Origin of the sequence: Sulfuracidifex metallicus DSM 6482 = JCM 9184 (assembly GCA_032834875.1) — an archaeon.
Taxonomy (GTDB): Archaea; Thermoproteota; Thermoprotei_A; order Sulfolobales; family Sulfolobaceae; genus Sulfuracidifex; species Sulfuracidifex metallicus.
This window is the reverse complement of record CP135238.1, coordinates 673944-690392: the sequence shown is the minus strand read 5'-3', so window position 1 is coordinate 690392 and position 16449 is coordinate 673944. Positions and strand designations below refer to the sequence as shown.

Sequence of the window (16449 nt, the reverse complement as noted above, 5' to 3'; positions counted from 1 at the left end):
CAGCAGTAATCATGATCTTATATGAGTCTCAGAAATAAAGGAAGCAACGCTTATGGTCACGTGGGATGGTTAACAGTAAAATGCAGGATATGTGATAGACACCTTCTAATAGGAACTGACGTAGTTTACAAGTGTCCCAAATGCGAGAAGAAATATAACGCTTATTTCTGTGAGGCAGACAAAAGGGGACTGAAAGGGAAGTGCCCATACTGCGGTACTGAACTAGTGCCAGTGTTATGATATACAGACATCTAGTAGATAATCACTTAGTTATACTAATTTCACAAGAAGGTAAACCCACTCTTTTCATTGCTGATACTGAAATGCAAGTTAAAAATATACCTAGTGGAAAGCAAATAGAAGGTCTAGTTTACGTGGACCGCGAGTTGGAACTCCCCTACGTTAAGGTGAAAAAACTAGTTTTCTGTAAAACCAGGATAGGAAGTTATCTTTGTAACGTAATTGGGGAAATAAAGGAAAACAGCACAGATAAGGTGCCAGATAAAATAGAGGAGTTCTATCACGACGTCATAAATGAGCTATCCAAGTTCATATGAAAGCCCATCTTTTTCAGTCTCTCGTTTATCTCAGAAACTACAGAAACTGCATAGGATGCGTCTTCAGCGTTGACTTTAAGGACAGTCTTAACGTCCTTCAAGTTAGTTACGTTCATGTAAACTATCAACATTGTTGAAGGGTTAGGAGCGCAAAGATAAGACGCTCCAATTTTCACTGTCTTGCAAATGTCTTGGAAAATGTAATCTACAGAAGATATGAAATCCCTTAATTTATCTATGTCGTAGTCCCCCATAACTTGAAATTCCAGCGAGAACATGAGGATCACCTGGTGTTTATTTTCTTAACTGGAATTTTCAGATATTCCATTACCCTCTTTAATGGCTCTAAGGCGTTTGGATCCCCCTCTACCCTCTTAAGCTTTAACTTTCTGTAGTTCATAGCCAAGATAACTTTGTTGTCTTTTATAACCATAGCCTTTCCCTTTACCATACCTTTCACGTTTTTTACTAGGTAAAGATAAACCACGTGACCTTTAGGAATTTCAACTAGCCTAGATTCGCCGACCTTGTAAGTTGGCGGAACTTCATCTCCAGGAGATGAGGAGATATCAACTATGAGGTTGCTGTCAACTTGGAAGAGAAAGCTTCTAATCGCATGTTTCCCGCTCTTGCTCTTAGAATTATCCAGCACAATTTGATTAAGTATTTTAGATCCCTCCACTTTTCATCAGCCTCAATGACTCGGAAATTCCCTGTAAATCTAACTTATCCTCTAAGTAGGCATCTATCAAAACGTCGTTCCTCATTAACGTTTTCATCATTACCTTTCTCATGGAAGGTTTGGCTCTCATGTACGCGTTTAGAAGAATGCTTTGGATCTTGATTCTGCTTTCCATTGTCTTTATTCTGTCATCTAAATAAGACGAAATTTCCTTGTTTTTAGTTATAGCCTGAAAGGTTTCCTCAGCAGAAATCGCAGATGGCCTTATGCCTTCGCCACTTAAGGGAAATACAAGACCTCTCGCTTCGCCTATCCTATTTCCTTTCTCCTTTGGTCTCTCCACTGAAATCGGGGCTCCCCTAATGTCAATTAGCTTGAACTTCCCCATTTTACTGTTCATATAGTCCATAAGAAGTTCCCTGGAATTCTTATACTCTAAAAATCCTGCTCCTACGTTATATTCTCCTTCTTTGCTCGGAAATATCCAATAGAAACCTGTATACTTGCTAGAAAATTCAAACACTGCAGTATCGTTGAAATTTTCGGTCTTAATAATAGCTCTGGTAGTATAAACTACCTTTCTATCCATGGGATACGGACCTCGACTATCTACTACGAGGTCGAACTCTCGAGGATCAGGAGGATTGAGGGTTACTTTATGTTGAATACTTTCCCTCATTCCGTTTATCCAGCTCCATTTGTCTATGACCAGCCATTTAGGTCTGCGGTACCCCACATCATAAATCAATTCCCCGTCTACTAGGAAAGCGAAACGCTTTATTTCGTATTGGACGTCCCAGCTCATTGGGGGTCTGTAAACGTTAGGTACTATATCGCCACAAGGTTTTATATAACTCTTCTTAATATCAAAAATTGTTACCTCATGATTGGAATTTTTAAGTAAGTGCCCCAATAAGGATCCTGCTACTCCTCCTCCACGTATAGCAACTTTCATAACTAGAGTTAGGTTGAGAGGAATAAATTAAATGCTTAAATACAACGCAACAACATGAAATAACATTACTTAAGGTGACGCTTTTTGTTAAGCCAGGAGGAAATAAATAAAAAAATGGAGGAATGGCCTAAACACTATTCGCCTAAGGAAATAGAAGAGAAGTGGCAGAAGGTTTGGTTAACAGAGGATATGTGGAGGGATGTATTCAGATTTAAGGACGAGGATACCCAAAGGAAACCCTTCGTGATTGATACGCCTCCACCTTTCACTAGCGGAGAACTTCATATGGGTCACGCATATTGGGTGAGCATAGCTGACGCTATAGCTAGATTCAAGAGAATCGAAGGTTACAACGTATTGCATCCTCAAGGATGGGATACGCAGGGATTACCAACTGAATTGAAAGTTCAATATAAGTTGAGAATACCAAAGGAAAACAGAGAACTATTCCTCAAAAAGTGCATAGAATGGACCGAAGACATGATATCCAAAATGAAAACTGCAATGATCAGGCTTGGTTATAGACCTGAATGGGAAAGATTCGAGTATAAAACTTACGAGACCAGTTATAGGAGAGCTATACAGAAGAGCGTTATTGACATGTTCAAACAAGGAAGGGTAGAACTGAGGGACGGACCAGTGTATTGGTGCCCTAAATGTGAAACTGCCCTTGCCCTAAGCGAGGTGGGCTACGTTGAAAGGGATGGAATCCTAGCTTACGTAAACTTTCCACTTAAAGATGGAGGAAACATCACGATAGCTACAACAAGACCAGAGCTCATAGGAGCTACCCAAGCTTTAGCAGTAAATCCTGAAGATGAAAGATATAAGTCGTTGATAGGAAAAACGGCGATAGTACCTATTTTTAACAAAGAAGTTAAAATAATAGGGGAAGAGAGCGTTGAGAAGGACTTTGGAACTGGAGCCGAAATGATAAGCACATATGGAGACCCACAAGACATCAAAGTGAAGCTGAAGCATAACCTACCTTCGACAGAAATGATAGACGAAAGAGGAAGGATGAAGGGGACCGGAATACTTGATGGTATAAAGATAGAAGAAGCCAGGAGAAAGATGGTTGAGCTTCTAAAGGAAAAAGGGTTCCTGGTGAAGGTAGAAAGTATAAAACATAACGTCATAGCTCACACGGAAAGGAGCGACTGCATGTCTCCAATAGAGTTCCTTACCAAGAAACAGATATACATCAAAGTTCTTGACGTTAAGGACAGACTCCTTGAAGAATATAAGAAAATGAAGTTCATTCCGTCGAGAATGTCCTACTATCTAGAAACTTGGATATTAAGCCTTGAGTGGGATTGGAACATTAGCAGACAACGCGTTTATGGAACTCCTATACCTTTCTGGTATTGCAAGAATAACCACTTAGTTCCAGCCAGAGAGGAGGACTTACCCATAGATCCTAACACAACTGCTCCTCCTTTCCAAAAATGTCCAGTTTGCGGAGAGGAACTACAACCAGTTAAGGACGTCGCCGACGTATGGGTAGATTCAAGCATAAGTGCCCTTTACGTCACTGGATACTTCAGCGACAAGGAACGCTTCTCTAGGGCATTTCCAGCATCAATTAGGTTACAAGGCACAGATATAATAAGAACATGGCTATTTTATACTTTCTTCAGAACCCTCATGCTGGCTGGAAACGTACCTTTCAATGAAGTATTAGTAAACGGCCAAGCCTTAGGACCTGATGGAACCAGAATGAGCAAAAGTAAGGGTAACGTAATATCACCGCTAGATAGGATAGACGAGATGGGGGCTGACGCAATAAGGTTAACTCTTCTAGACGCTTCAATCGGAGATGATTTCCCATTCAAGTGGGATAAGGTAAAGGCTAAAAAGACAGTCCTGCAAAAGCTCTGGAACGCCAGCAGGCTAATATATCCTTTCATAAAAGACAACAAGATTGAAGCTGAAAGGGTAGAACCCAAGGATCTCATAGATAGATGGATATTGCAGGAGCATAGAAGGTTCATACTTAACGCTATAGACGCATATAGAAGGTATGACTTTTACGTTGTTATACAAGGCTTTTACGATTACTTCTGGGAGATTGTGGCTGACGAGTACTTGGAAATGATAAAGCATAGGCTATTTGAGAACGATGCTGCTGCAATTGCAATAGTGAGAAGAATAATGAAAGATTTGATAATTCTGTTGCATCCTATGGCACCTCATATAACGGAGGAAATATACTTCAGGCTTTACGGCGAAAAGAAGAGCGTACTACTGGAGAACCTACCAGATATAAGTTACATAAAGGAAGATCAGGAAGTCCTAGAGAAAGGTAAAGTCATAAAGAAGTTTTCGTCGATGATAAGGACTTCTAAGATATCAAGGAAGCTTGCTATGCCGACTCCAGTAGACGTGAAATATTATGCTGACAAGAAGTCATTAGACGTCATAAGGGAAGTTGAAAATGACATCAAAAAGACTCTAAAAATAGAAAATCTAGAATATATAGAGGATAACCAGGAGAAAGTTGAACTCTCAGTCCATGGGAGTTAAGCTCATCTATCGCTCTGTGATTTCTCATCAACGAACTCTGCTATTTTCGTTATACCTTCTTTTATGTCTTCTTCTTTCACGGCGAAGCTTAGCCTAACAAAGTCTTTTCCTACGTCTTTCGGAAACACCTCTCCAGGAATTGTTATAACTCCCTTAGATTTTATCAACTCCACAGAAAAGTCCTTCACCTCCATCTTGAGGTCCCTCAGTAACTCACCTATATAAGGGAACATATAAAATGCCCCATTAGGTTTTATTACCCTAATTTTCTTAACCTTCTGAAGTTCATTGAACATAACGTCTCTTCTCTTCTTGAACAAGTTTATCATTTCTTTTACATTGTCAAAAGAGTCAAAGGAAGATATGGCACCCTTTTGCGCGAAGCTCGTAGGGCACGTATAAATGTTTCCAGCAAGGACTCCCATCTTCTTTATTACGTCTTCCCTCGCCACAACGTAACCTAGTCTCCAACCTGTCATAGAGAAAGTTTTGCTGAATCCATTAATATACAAAACGTAATCCGTCCATGATGGGTCCTCTAGTACGCTCTTCATTTTGCCTTCATATACGAAATTATCATAAATCTCATCTGACATAAGTATGATCTTCTTTTCCTTGGATATCTCCATGAGTCTCTCTATCTCATGCGGATCGAAAAGTGATCCGGTGGGATTATGAGGATTGTTTATAACTAACATTTTTGTTTTCGGCGATATGAGTCTCTCTATAGCTTCAAAGTCGTGAGAGAAACCATTTTGATTCATGTTTAGCTTTAGGAACACCGGTTTACCGCCTAGAAGCCTCACAACCTCAGCGTATGAATAAAAAGAAGGATCTTGCATTATTACCTCATCTCCTGGATTTATGAATAGAAGGAATCCTAAGAACAAGGCTGTCTTCGCTCCAGGAGTAACTATAACGTTATCCTTCTTTACGTCACCGTAGTTCACGGTGAGGTATTGTGCTATCTTTTCCCTTAACTCATCTAAACCCAGAGCGGGGGTATAGCCAGTGAAGCCTTGCTCTAGAGCCTGAATTGCACTATCTCTTATTCTCTTGAAAGTAACAACGTCAGGTTGGCCTATTCCAAAATTTATTGTTTTTATCCCTCTCTCTTTGCTTACTTTTCTAGCTATTTCCTGATATACTAGGGTAGATTCTCCTGCTAACTCGTAAATATTTGAGGCAAAATTAAAGGACACAGAAAAGGTTTAATTTACTTCATATAAATTCTTTGATTTTCTCGGGATCCTTCATGAGGGAAGAGCCAATTAGAAAGGCGTCGGCGCCAATCTTTTTGAGCTCCATCAGTTGATCTCTACTCTCTATACCGCTTTCTGCAACCTTCACTATGTCTTTTGGTGAAGTTGATATTAGTTCCTTCTGAAGGTCAACATCCATTTCTAGGGTGAAGAGGTTTCTGGCGTTGAATCCTACTAAGGAGGCTCCGCACCTCAACGCTATTTCTAGATCGTCCTTGCTGTGAACCTCCACGAGAGGCTCTAGTTTATATGAACGGACGTACTCTATAAGTCCTTCCAGCTCTCTCTCTGTAAGTATCCTTACTATAAGCAGAATAAGGTCAGCCCCTAGATTATAACCAGTGTCTATTTGTGTCTCGGTAACTACGAAATCCTTCATTAAAACTGGTATATCTACCGAGCTTGAGATCGATTTAAGCAGGGTATAAGAACCGTTAAAGAATTTCTCTTCTGTAAGAACACTTAATGCAACAGCGTAATTTCGCATGAATTTGGCGTACCCTATTGGGTCTCTGTCCACCGAGAAGCCTGAGGGAGAGGTTCTCTTGAATTCGGCAATTACTGGATTTATACCGCTCTCCTTGAATTGATTAATTCTTCCGATACCATTGTATATCGGTCTAATCCTTTCCGCTGAGATGTATTCTCTTCTTAAAGAATATTCGACAACGTCCTTAAGCCAACCTTCAAGATACCTTGGCATCACATTACCCTATTGAGAAAATTAAAAAATATTTTGTATCCTACGTCGGTTCCAACGCTCTCAGGATGAAATTGGACTCCAAATATGTTGAGCTTATTGTGGTGAATCGCCATGATCTCCTTGTCTTCAGATATAGCGTCAACCACCAGAGGATCCTTAATGTCATCTATGACTAGGCTATGATACCTAGTTCCATTGAAGGTATTTGCTATGCCTGAGAAGAGCACGACATCTTTGTTAATCAATTTGATTTCGCTCACTTTCCCGTGATAGACCTTCCTAGCTTTGCGTATTTTAGAACCGAACACATATCCTATTGTCTGATGCCCTAAGCATATGCCAAGGATTGGAATTCCCTCCTCGCCTATCTCCATAATCAGATCTGGGACTACTCCAACGTCTTCCTTTCTCTCTGGCGTCCCTGGTCCTGGCGAGATAATTATCTTGTCTGGGGACATCCTTCTGATGCCAGAAAGGGTTATCTCGTCGTTCCTTATAACTACTGGAATTGCACCTAAATCGCCTATTGCTTGAGCTATATTGTAAACGAAGCTGTCGTAATTATCTATTATCAAAACTAGATCACTCATGTAAATTCACCTATTATTTTCTTTAATGCCATCATTTTGTACTCGGTTTCCTTAAATTCCATCTTCGGTTGAGAATCATAGACTATTCCGGCTCCGGCCTGAATTCTAATTAAACCATTATTGAAGAACGCAGTCCTGATATTTATGGCGAACTCTGAACTCCCGTCAACAGAGAAGAATCCCACTGCGCCAGCGTAAGGACCTCTCTTATACTCTTCAAGGGAAGCTATTATATCCATAGCCATAGGCTTCGGAGCACCGCTAACTGTGCCAGCCGGAAAGGTCGCCCTCAGAATGTCATGTGCATGATATCTCTTGCCTAAAGTGCCAACCACCTTTGAAACCATATGCTGAACGTGACTGTACTTTTCTACATACATCAACTCTGGTACCTTTACCGTTCCTGGAACTGACACTTTTCCAATATCGTTTCTAGCTAAATCTACTAACATGAGGTGTTCTGCCCTTTCCTTTTCCGAAGCTAGAAGTTCCTTCTCGAGGGAGAAGTCCTCATCTGGGTCTTTACCTCTAGGCCGAGTTCCTGCAATTGGATAGGTTTCTATTATACCGTTTTGTAATCTAAACAGCAACTCTGGGCTGGAACCAACTAAACCGCGGTCTCCAAATTTAATATAAAACATATAAGGTGAGGGGTTGATCTCCCTTAACTTAACGTAAAAGTTAAGCAAACTTCCTTGGAAAGTATAACGGTAGAAACGCGATAATACAACTTGAAATGCGTAGCCTTCTCTAATTTGTTGCAGAATGCTTTTTACTCCCTCCTCATATTTGCTCTGGCTCATTGACTCGTCCAAGTATTTTACCTTTAGGTTGTTCTCCATTCTTCCAGCGGGAGGAAGATCTCCTTCCACGTATACCTTTCCTGTCTCATGATCATATACTACAACATTAATTGGCTCGAAGAACTCAGCGTATGGCCATCTCTCACTCTCTGGCAGGTTATCTGCCCTAGTTTTTTCCCAGAACTTAATTGCGTCGTAGCTAACGTAACCTATAAGCCCTCCCTTGAAGAGACCAGGTATATTCTTGAGTTTAGTACTTGGAAGGATATTTGAAATTTCCTTAGCTGGATCATCATACATTGAAAGCTCTCTACCCCCCCACGCAACAACGCTGTATCTTGCCTTATACTGGGGTCCGCTTACGCTCTCAAGGAGAGCGATTACTCTCTCTTCTTTTTCCAGCTTCGAAAAAAGTGATATTGGTGAGGGAAATTCGGATATTCTATACTCCACCTTTAATCACCTCCTTAATTTTCATTACCTTATCGCGTGATTTCTTACCTGGATATTCTTCCACCCCGCTGGATACGTCCAGCCAGCCAGGGTTAAGCGAGACGAAATCCACCACGTTTTCGGGGTTTATCCCTCCAGCTAGACCTGCATCCGGAAAGACATCTAATAGCTCCTTCGCTAGCTGCAAGGAAGTTCTTAGCCCTCTTCTAGGAGAATCAAAAAGAACCTTATCGAAGCCATGAGAAACTACCTTTCTGAGATAAATCCTTCCTTCCTCTGAAACTGGAACGTAAAGTATGAACCTTGACGTAGACATTGTTTCCAGCCTTTCCAATTCGTCGTCGTTAAGAATCCTATGAACTTGAATAAGATCTGCTTTCAAATCTAAGTTGTCATGATTTATTGCTACACTAACGACTGGCCTGGATACCTTAGTTCTAATCATTTTGTTAAATTCTTTCTTAGCAAATCTAGGACTTGAAGGCTCGTTTACTATACCTATCATGTCTATCCCGATTCTATCTAGAAACAAGGCATCATCAAGAGTTGCTACGCCACAGACCTTTAACTTCGTAGTGCTTACCCCCTTGCCTTATCTAAAAGCTCTTGCAATTTCCTCTCATTGCCATGGCTTGATATTATTTGCTTAGCTCTAGAAGGCAGCTCAGACAGCAGGGAATCTGCCATTTCATAACCGTCCCTTAGATTCTTAACTTTCTCTATAAGGAGAAGATCCATGGCAATGTTGGCTCTAATGAAGCTTGATACTTCCCTATCCTTGCCTAAGGAAGACCTTAGAATTCTAATTGCAGATTCTTCAGCTGAGGAAGTTCTAAGCTTATTAAGGTCTATGATCGATGCCCCGAAATCTTCTGGCACGAATTCCTCGCTTAGTACTTTGCCATGATCTAAGATCTTCACAAACGTCTTACCTGAAACGCTAACCTCATCTATGCCAGGTTCACCGTGAACTAAAATTATTTTCTCATAGTTCAAAATTTTTGCAGTCTCAATCAGGACGTTCATGTAATCTTTAGAAAAGACGCCTATAACTTGCCTTTTTACTGAGGCTGGGTTAGTAAAAGGGCCAAGGACATTAAACAAGGTTCTGACCCCCAAAGTCTTCCTTATTGGCGCTACGTTCCTCATTGCGGGATGATATAATTGAGCGAATAGGAAAACGAAGTTGGTCTTCCTTACAAGAGGGCTAACCTCCTCTGGTTTTACATTAATATCGTAGCCAAAAGCCTCAAGAACGTCAGCGCTGCCGCTACTACTGCTCACAGCCCTATTTCCATGTTTAAAAACTGGCACTACTGAGCTTACGGCTATAGCTGAAGCTGTGCTGACATTCACTGTGTTCATTCCATCTCCTCCAGTACCTGCTGTATCTATCGAATTAGGACTTCCTTCAGCCTTTATCATGAACGATCTCATTGACCTAACGAAGCTGGCTATCTCGTCTGGGGTTTCACCTTTCATTCTAAGTGCTATTAGAATTCCGGCCACCAGAGCATCGGGCAACTCTCCCTTCATTATACTACTAGCTATGTAAAATGCCTCGTCCGATGTAAGATCCCTCTTCTCCACGAGCTTCCTTAGCTCAGAACTCATCTAAGATCGACCTTAACTTAATTACTAAATCTACTGCATCCTTTACGCCTCCCTTCTCAATTGCCTGAATGAACGCGGTACCGACTGCTGCACCGTCTGCACCAGCCTTCAAAGCCTTTCTTAGATCGTTTTCGTCCGATAGACCGAAACCTACAACCAACTTGTTATCAACTAAGTTCCTAACCCTTGTAACTAGGGAAGAAACTGTGATTGGTAGGGGGATTCCCGTAGTAGGTCTAACTCCATAATACAGGAATAGATCTGACTGTTTTGAGACCTCCATTATCATTCTATCTGGAACTGAAGGGGCGGTAAAGATTACGTTGTTTAGACTCTTCTCTCTAACTTTTGAGGAGTACATCTGATAATCATCAACGAAATCTATAAGCAAATCAGGGAATAGCACACCGTCTAATCCTGCTACCTTCAACTTGGTCAGGAACGAGTCCAGCTCTGATACCCAATCTTCCAAGTACGTTAATGCTATAGCCTTAGTGTTTCCAATTACCTTTCTAGTTTCTGGAAGAAACGACCATAGATCGAATTTACCCGACACCTTTTCATAACTTTTCCTAATTACTGGTCCATCATACTTAGCGTACTTTGGCGGTATGCCTATCTCAAGAATATCGGCTCCGTTCTTTACTGACTCCCTCATGAATTCTAAATATCTTCCATTATCTGGGTAACCCAATGTCATATAAACTACTAATAATTTATCTCTGCTCATTTTTAACGATCCTCCTCATCATTGAATCGTAATTTGGTAGATCTAATAAACCGTGACCACTTAGGTTAAATACTATGGTCTCCTTTCTGCCGGTCTTCTTTGCCTCCAAAGCCTCCTCTATTACAGCCCTTATTGCATGAGAGGATTCTGGAGCTGGAACTATTCCCTGTGTTCTCATGAATATCTGTGCTGCCTCGAATATCTGGTTTTCATTATATTCCCTCCAGCCTACTATACCCTCCTTCATTAGGAGACTTAAAGAAGGTGCTGCACCATGATATCTAAGCCCTCCAGCATAAATTGGTGGAGGAACGTAATTGTTACCCATTGTTATCATTTTCACCAAAGGAAGAAGTCCAGCACTATCTGGAAAATCATACTTATACTCGCCAGTGCTAAATTTGGGAATCTCCGCTGAGGCAACTGCAACGTATTTCTTACCCCTACCGTTACCTATAAAGGGAAAAGCGAAACCACCAAAGTTGCTACCTCCTCCAACGCATCCTATTAGAACGTCTGGTTCTTCTCCTAGTTCGTCCAGTTGGGCCATAGTTTCCTGTCCTATTACGCTTTGATGTAATATTACGACATCTAGAACGCTGCCGACCAAGTACTTCAGGTGATTATTGAGGGCGTACTCAATAGCCTCACTCATGGCAATTCCCAACGATCCAGGATGGTCTGGTCTTTCATTTCTTATCTTTTTGCCGAACTCCGTTAGATCTGTAGGGCTCGGATATACTTCTCCGCCGTAAAGCTGCATTATGCTCTTTCGCATCGGCTTTTGTTCATAGCTAATCTTAACCATGAAGATAGTGGACTTCATGCCATACATTGTAGCTGCCAATGCGGTTGCCGTTCCCCACTGTCCAGCACCGGTCTCCGTAACTACATGTTCTACTCCTTCCTCCATAGCGAAGTAAGCCTGAGGCAATGCGGTGTTTATCTTGTGCGAGCCAGTTGGAGTAGCACCCTCAAACTTAAAGTATATCTTTGCTGGAGTTCCCAGATATTCCTCAAGCCTCTTTGCCCTAAGTAAAGGTGTAGGTCTACCTATAGCTAGATACCTTTCTCTTACCTCATCAGGTATCTTTATGTAGCGCTCTATTGTTAACTGTTGCCTTAGCACTTCCTTAGGTAAAATTGTTCTCAGGAGATCAATCCTAGAGAACTCCGCACCTAAAGGATCCCTGGGTGGGGGCAAAGGCTTAGGAAGATCTGGTATTATATTATACCAATACTTTGGAAGAATTTCTTCTGCGTTATTTACCATTGGTGTATCATATACACCTACCACTACCATTAAAAACATCTGCTTTTATAAAGTTTAATATACCTTGAAATCCTCAAACTCCCCCTTATATTCTACAAATGAGAAGTCCACTTTTTCAACCTTGGACATTAAAGGACCTATTTTTAAGAATTCTATTAGTTGCAATAGTAACTCTTCATGACCTTCTGCAACTACTTCCACAGAACCATCTGGTAAATTCTTGGCGTACCCTTTAACGCCAAGACGTCTAGCATTAACTTTAACGAAGTTCCTAAAGCCTACTTTTTGAACCTTTCCATAGACTCTGGCTTGAAGCCTCTTCAACATGTGAGTGCACCTCAGAGTCGCTCCACTTCTTCACTTATCCGAACTAAGGTCTCATCACTCAAATATATTTTACCGTGCCCACATTAAAGTGTGATGATAAGAGTAGCTATAGCTGGTTTAGGTAATTGCGCTTCTATGTTAGTACAAGGTATAGAGTTTTACAAGAAAATGGGAAATGAATACACAAAAGGGCTAATCACACCTGTCATAGGTGGATACAAGATAACTGACATCGAAGTAGTTACAGCCTTCGACGTCTCAAAGAATAAGGTAGGAAAGGATATATCGGAAGCGATCTTCGAAAGACCGAACATAACGCCCAGGATAACGGAGGTAGAAAGAAAAGGTGTTAAGGTATCATTAGGACCAGTAGAGGACGGCGTTGCTTCTCATATGAAGGACACATTTAATCCTGCTTCTGGAGGAAAACTGGATGACGTAGTGAAGGAATTGAAGAACAGTAATGCCGATGTTCTAGTTAACATGTTACCAGTAGGCAGTGAGAACGCATCTAAACTCTATGCTAGAGCTTCTTTAGAAGCTAACGTAGCTTTCATAAACGCTATACCAGTTTTCATAGCCAGTGATCCTTCAGGCGAATTCCCTAGACTTTTTGCAGAGAAGAAAATACCTATAGCAGGAGATGATGTAAAAAGTCAAGTAGGAGCTACAATATTCCATAGGGCCATAACTTCTCTCTTTATGATGAGGGGAGTTTCAGTAGATGAAACTTACCAACTCAACGTTGGAGGAAACACAGACTTCCTAAACATGAAGACCGAGGAAAGACTTCACTCAAAGAGAATAAGCAAGACTAAGGCTGTTACAAGTACCCTGCAGAACGAAGACATAGAGAAGGAAGGCAAAATAAGGATTGGGCCTAGCGATTATATACCGTTCCTAGGAAACACTAAGGTGGCCTACATTTACGTTAAAGGACAAGGATTTGCAGGAATGCCGATTAAGGTAGAAGCTTCGCTAGAGGTTGACGATAAATCTAACTGCGCTGCAGTAATAGTAGACGTAATCAGGGCAGTCAAGCTAGCCAAAGATAAGGGAATAGGAGGACCTTTAAATGACGTATCAGCTTTCTACTTTAAGCATCCTCCAGTTCAGGCTAAGAACGATGAAGAGGCATATTATAAGTTCAGAAAATTCATTGAAATGTGAAATTTGCTTAGAAAATAAACCTGAATATGTCTGTAAAATCTGTGATAGAAATGTATGTAAGGACGACTTCAACCAAGAGAAAGGAATATGTAAAGTCTGCGAAATGAGTATGTGCGAAATTTGCGGAAGGAACTTAGCTATTGGATATTGTGAATGCTGCGGTAGGCTTATCTGTATTGATTGTGTAGCATACCATGACAAGTCTAGGCGAATATGCAAGGAGTGTGCGGTGAAGCTTAAGAAGGAAGAAGCTAAGTAAGACTCTACATTATAATTACACATGTATATCACAGTTTTTTATTATATAATAAAGAGAATATATTTGCGTACCCAATTAAAAAAAGGAGTAAGTGATTCTAAATTTTAGATAGTCTCAGCTCATTAATATTTCACTTTTCTTTTAGCTCCAGTAGATTTCTCCAGTATAACCTTGTGCTCTACTGAGGCTACATATCTCCTTGTTCTGATCACAGTATCTGGGTTCACGCTTACGCTATCTATTCCTGCTCTAACAAGTTGTTCTGCTACCTCAGGATAGTTACTTGGTGCTTGACCGCATATGGAAACTGTAGCACCGTTTTTATGAGCTGTCCTTATCAATCTCCTTATTGAGGCCATAACCGCTGGGTCCCTCTCATCGTAGTAACCCATGCCTGCAAGCAAATCTGAATCCCTATCTACTCCTAAAGTTAGCTGAGTAAGATCATTACTCCCCACCGAGAATCCATCGACCATCTTGGAGAATTGATCCGAAAGAACTACAACCGAAGGAACTTCTGCCATTATCCATACCTTAAAGTCACCTCCCCTTCTCAGGCCTTCCTCCTCCATGACGGAGATTGCCCTCTTAAGCTCCCAAGTAGTCCTCACGAATGGGAACATAACCCATACGTTCTTAAGCCCCATTTCTTCCCTTGCTTTTAGAATGGCTCTTACCTCAAGTCTAAACGCCGGCTCGTAGATCTTACTTACGTATCTAGAAACTCCTCTCCAACCTAACATAGGGTTCCTTTCTTCTGGCTCAAACTCCTCTCCTCCTTGAAGTTTCCTGTATTCATTAGTCTTGAAATCGGAGAATCTAACTACAACTGGTCTGGGATATATCGTCTGAGCTACCTTAGCAACACCTTCAGCCAATTTATCTATAAATAAATTAGACTGCCCAGTTTTTATCAGGTAAAGTGGATGATATTTTACCCATTCGCTTACTATGAACTCTATCCTCATTAGTCCTATTCCGTCAAATGGAAGGTCTTGGTACTTATCTATTAATGTAGGTTCTCCTAAGTTCATATAAATCTTAGTCGCGGTAACTGGATAGAGGCTCATTAGCAGCTCTTTGCTTATTCCAGAAGTTACAGAAGATGAGGCTGGCTTACCTTCCTCTTCTTTGGGTAAAAGTCTGCCTTCGTAGACTATCCCGCGTATTGCGTCTACCGTGATCTCTTGTCCATCCTTTATTAATTTTGTAGCCTCTTTACTCCCCACTATTGCAGGAACTCCCAGCTCTCTGGAAACTATAGATGCATGGCTAGTCATTCCACCTTCGTCAGTTACTATAGCCCCTGCTATCTTCATTATTGGAACCCAATCAGGATCGGTCATCTTAGTAACTAGAATCTGCCCTTTCTGGAAATCCTTAGCTTCTGCTAGATCAAAAATGACCCTAGCTACTCCAGCAGCTATTCCTGGACTAGCTGGTAAACCCTTAACTATCACTTTTCCAGTTTGCAGGTTTTGTTCCTCACTCTTCTTTTCAGCCTTTTCTACTTTTCTAAGAGACCAGTAAGTTTCGGGTCTAGCTTGAACTATAAATACGTTATCAGGAAACTTGAAGTCCGCATCTATAGCCCACTCAATATCCATAGGCCTATTGTAATGCTGTTCTATTTTCAGACCTAACTTCGCTAGCTCTATGGCTTCTTCCTCTGAGAACGACATAGTCTCAGCTTCCTCTCCAGAAATCTCGATTTCCTTATTGCTGTTACTCGACTTATCGTAAACTATCTTAAGGGTCTTCCTTGATATCTTCTTTTCCTTCACAGAAAGAGTAGACTTGTCTATTATGTACTCGTCTGGAGTAACTTTACCTCCAACTATAGCTTCCCCTAAACCCCAACTTCCCTCTATTACTATTACGTTATTGTCTCCAGTAGCCGGATGAAGGGTAAACATGACGCCTGAAGTCCTAGAGTTGACCATCTTTTGAACTACTACAGCCATGGAAACGCTGAGGGTGTCAATATTCTTAGATTTCCTGTACTCTATTGCACGAGCTGTATAGAGGCTTGCCCATACCTTTTTTACATTCTCTAGCAAATGTACCCTATCCACGTTAAGATATGTATCTTGCTGTCCAGCAAAGCTGGCTTCGCCTATATCTTCAGCCGTAGCGGAAGATCTAACCGCTACTAGAACGTCTTTCCCTACTTTGTTCCTCAGTTCATCGTAAGAGGAAAGTATAGATTGCTCTAAATCTTCAGGCATCTTAGCATTAATTATCAATGATTTTATCTTTTCACTTCCCTCAAAGGAATCCTTTGATGAGGATAGAATTTCAGCAATTTCCCCTTTCAAATTGTTAGACTGAATGAAATAATCAAATGCCTTTGAAGTTACAACAAAACCTGGAGGAACTCTTATTCCAAAGCTCACAAGTTCTCCTAGATTAGCGCCCTTGCCCCCGACGATCTCAATCATCTCCTTCCTGATGTTAATAAGATCGAGAACAAGAGCCTCTTTAAGAGACTCGACCAATCAATTATCCCCATTATATTATCGGGGAGAACGTTATAAAAAACTTT

Annotated in this window: 16 protein-coding genes and 1 pseudogene; 4 read left to right on the top strand and 13 right to left on the bottom strand. The window is 41.0% G+C overall.

Going from position 1 to position 16449, the window contains the following annotated elements:
- Nucleotides 1–21: 21 nt before the first annotated feature.
- Together RQ359_RS04045 and RQ359_RS04040 are read left to right on the top strand one after the other, a co-directional pair.
- Nucleotides 22–240 (top strand): hypothetical protein, encoded by a 219-nt coding sequence (locus tag RQ359_RS04045; protein ID WP_054837828.1) that lies wholly within the window; start codon nt 22–24, stop codon nt 238–240.
- Nucleotides 237–557, top strand: a complete 321-nt coding sequence (locus tag RQ359_RS04040) for a hypothetical protein (protein ID WP_054837827.1) — start codon at nt 237–239, stop codon at nt 555–557. The genes RQ359_RS04045 and RQ359_RS04040 overlap by 4 nt, the downstream gene beginning before the upstream one ends.
- Here RQ359_RS04040 and RQ359_RS04035 read toward each other — a convergent pair.
- From RQ359_RS04035 to RQ359_RS04025, 3 genes are read right to left on the bottom strand one after another with little or no spacing between them, the layout of a single operon-like run.
- Nucleotides 521–835: a hypothetical protein gene (locus RQ359_RS04035; RefSeq protein WP_054837826.1), complete on the bottom strand. Its 315-nt coding sequence runs from the start codon at nt 833–835 to the stop codon at nt 521–523. The two genes, RQ359_RS04040 and RQ359_RS04035, sit on opposite strands and share 37 nt — an antisense overlap.
- A 5-nt stretch (nt 836–840) precedes the next feature.
- A complete protein-coding gene (locus tag RQ359_RS04030) occupies nt 841–1239 on the bottom strand; it encodes a hypothetical protein (protein WP_338116920.1) in 399 nt (132 codons plus the stop codon).
- Nucleotides 1226–2194, bottom strand: a complete 969-nt coding sequence (locus RQ359_RS04025; RefSeq protein WP_156016038.1) for a geranylgeranyl reductase family protein — start codon at nt 2192–2194, stop codon at nt 1226–1228. Before RQ359_RS04025 ends, RQ359_RS04030 begins: the two co-directional genes overlap by 14 nt.
- Nucleotides 2195–2308: 114 nt before the next feature.
- Here RQ359_RS04025 and RQ359_RS04020 point away from each other — a divergent pair, with 114 nt between their 5' ends.
- Nucleotides 2309–4720, top strand: coding sequence for a valine--tRNA ligase (locus RQ359_RS04020; protein WP_156017805.1), 2412 nt, complete (start codon nt 2309–2311; stop codon nt 4718–4720).
- 2 nt (nt 4721–4722) lie between these two features.
- Here RQ359_RS04020 and RQ359_RS04015 read toward each other — a convergent pair whose 3' ends face one another.
- From RQ359_RS04015 to RQ359_RS03975, 9 genes and pseudogenes are all read right to left on the bottom strand, one after another.
- The gene (locus RQ359_RS04015; protein ID WP_338116921.1) at nt 4723–5922 is read right to left on the bottom strand and encodes a pyridoxal phosphate-dependent aminotransferase; all 1200 of its coding nucleotides are present in this window, start codon (nt 5920–5922) and stop codon (nt 4723–4725) included.
- Between the two features lie 19 nt (nt 5923–5941).
- Nucleotides 5942–6685, bottom strand: coding sequence for an indole-3-glycerol phosphate synthase TrpC (trpC, locus tag RQ359_RS04010; protein ID WP_054837825.1), 744 nt, complete (start codon nt 6683–6685; stop codon nt 5942–5944).
- Nucleotides 6685–7275 (bottom strand): anthranilate synthase component II, encoded by a 591-nt coding sequence (locus RQ359_RS04005; RefSeq protein ID WP_156016039.1) that lies wholly within the window; start codon nt 7273–7275, stop codon nt 6685–6687. The genes trpC and RQ359_RS04005 overlap by 1 nt, the downstream gene beginning before the upstream one ends.
- Complete coding sequence (locus RQ359_RS04000) at nt 7272–8531, bottom strand: anthranilate synthase component I (RefSeq protein WP_338116922.1); 1260 nt, start codon at nt 8529–8531, stop codon at nt 7272–7274. The genes RQ359_RS04005 and RQ359_RS04000 overlap by 4 nt, the downstream gene beginning before the upstream one ends.
- A pseudogene (locus RQ359_RS03995) lies at nt 8521–9084 on the bottom strand (phosphoribosylanthranilate isomerase); the annotation flags it as partial. The gene RQ359_RS04000 and the pseudogene RQ359_RS03995, both read right to left, overlap by 11 nt.
- A gap of 26 nt (nt 9085–9110) precedes the next feature.
- Nucleotides 9111–10145, bottom strand: coding sequence for an anthranilate phosphoribosyltransferase (gene trpD, locus RQ359_RS03990; protein ID WP_156016041.1), 1035 nt, complete (start codon nt 10143–10145; stop codon nt 9111–9113).
- Nucleotides 10135–10875 carry a tryptophan synthase subunit alpha gene (trpA, locus tag RQ359_RS03985; RefSeq protein ID WP_054837823.1) on the bottom strand — a complete coding sequence of 247 codons (741 nt, stop codon included), beginning with the start codon at nt 10873–10875 and terminating at the stop codon, nt 10135–10137. Before trpA ends, trpD begins: the two co-directional genes overlap by 11 nt.
- Nucleotides 10862–12148 (bottom strand): TrpB-like pyridoxal phosphate-dependent enzyme, encoded by a 1287-nt coding sequence (locus RQ359_RS03980; protein WP_054837854.1) that lies wholly within the window; start codon nt 12146–12148, stop codon nt 10862–10864. The genes trpA and RQ359_RS03980 overlap by 14 nt, the downstream gene beginning before the upstream one ends.
- 54 nt (nt 12149–12202) lie before the next feature.
- Nucleotides 12203–12475, bottom strand: coding sequence for an acylphosphatase (locus RQ359_RS03975; RefSeq protein ID WP_054837822.1), 273 nt, complete (start codon nt 12473–12475; stop codon nt 12203–12205).
- Nucleotides 12476–12568: 93 nt separating this feature from the next.
- Between RQ359_RS03975 and RQ359_RS03970 the strand changes: the two genes are divergently transcribed.
- Nucleotides 12569–13645 carry an inositol-3-phosphate synthase gene (locus RQ359_RS03970; RefSeq protein WP_054837821.1) on the top strand — a complete coding sequence of 359 codons (1077 nt, stop codon included), beginning with the start codon at nt 12569–12571 and terminating at the stop codon, nt 13643–13645.
- Nucleotides 13646–14026: 381 nt separating this feature from the next.
- Here the strand turns inward: RQ359_RS03970 and ppsA are convergent, their stop codons facing one another.
- Nucleotides 14027–16345, bottom strand: a complete 2319-nt coding sequence (gene ppsA / locus RQ359_RS03965; protein WP_240900227.1) for a pyruvate, water dikinase — start codon at nt 16343–16345, stop codon at nt 14027–14029.
- Between the last annotated feature and the right edge of the window lie 104 nt (nt 16346–16449).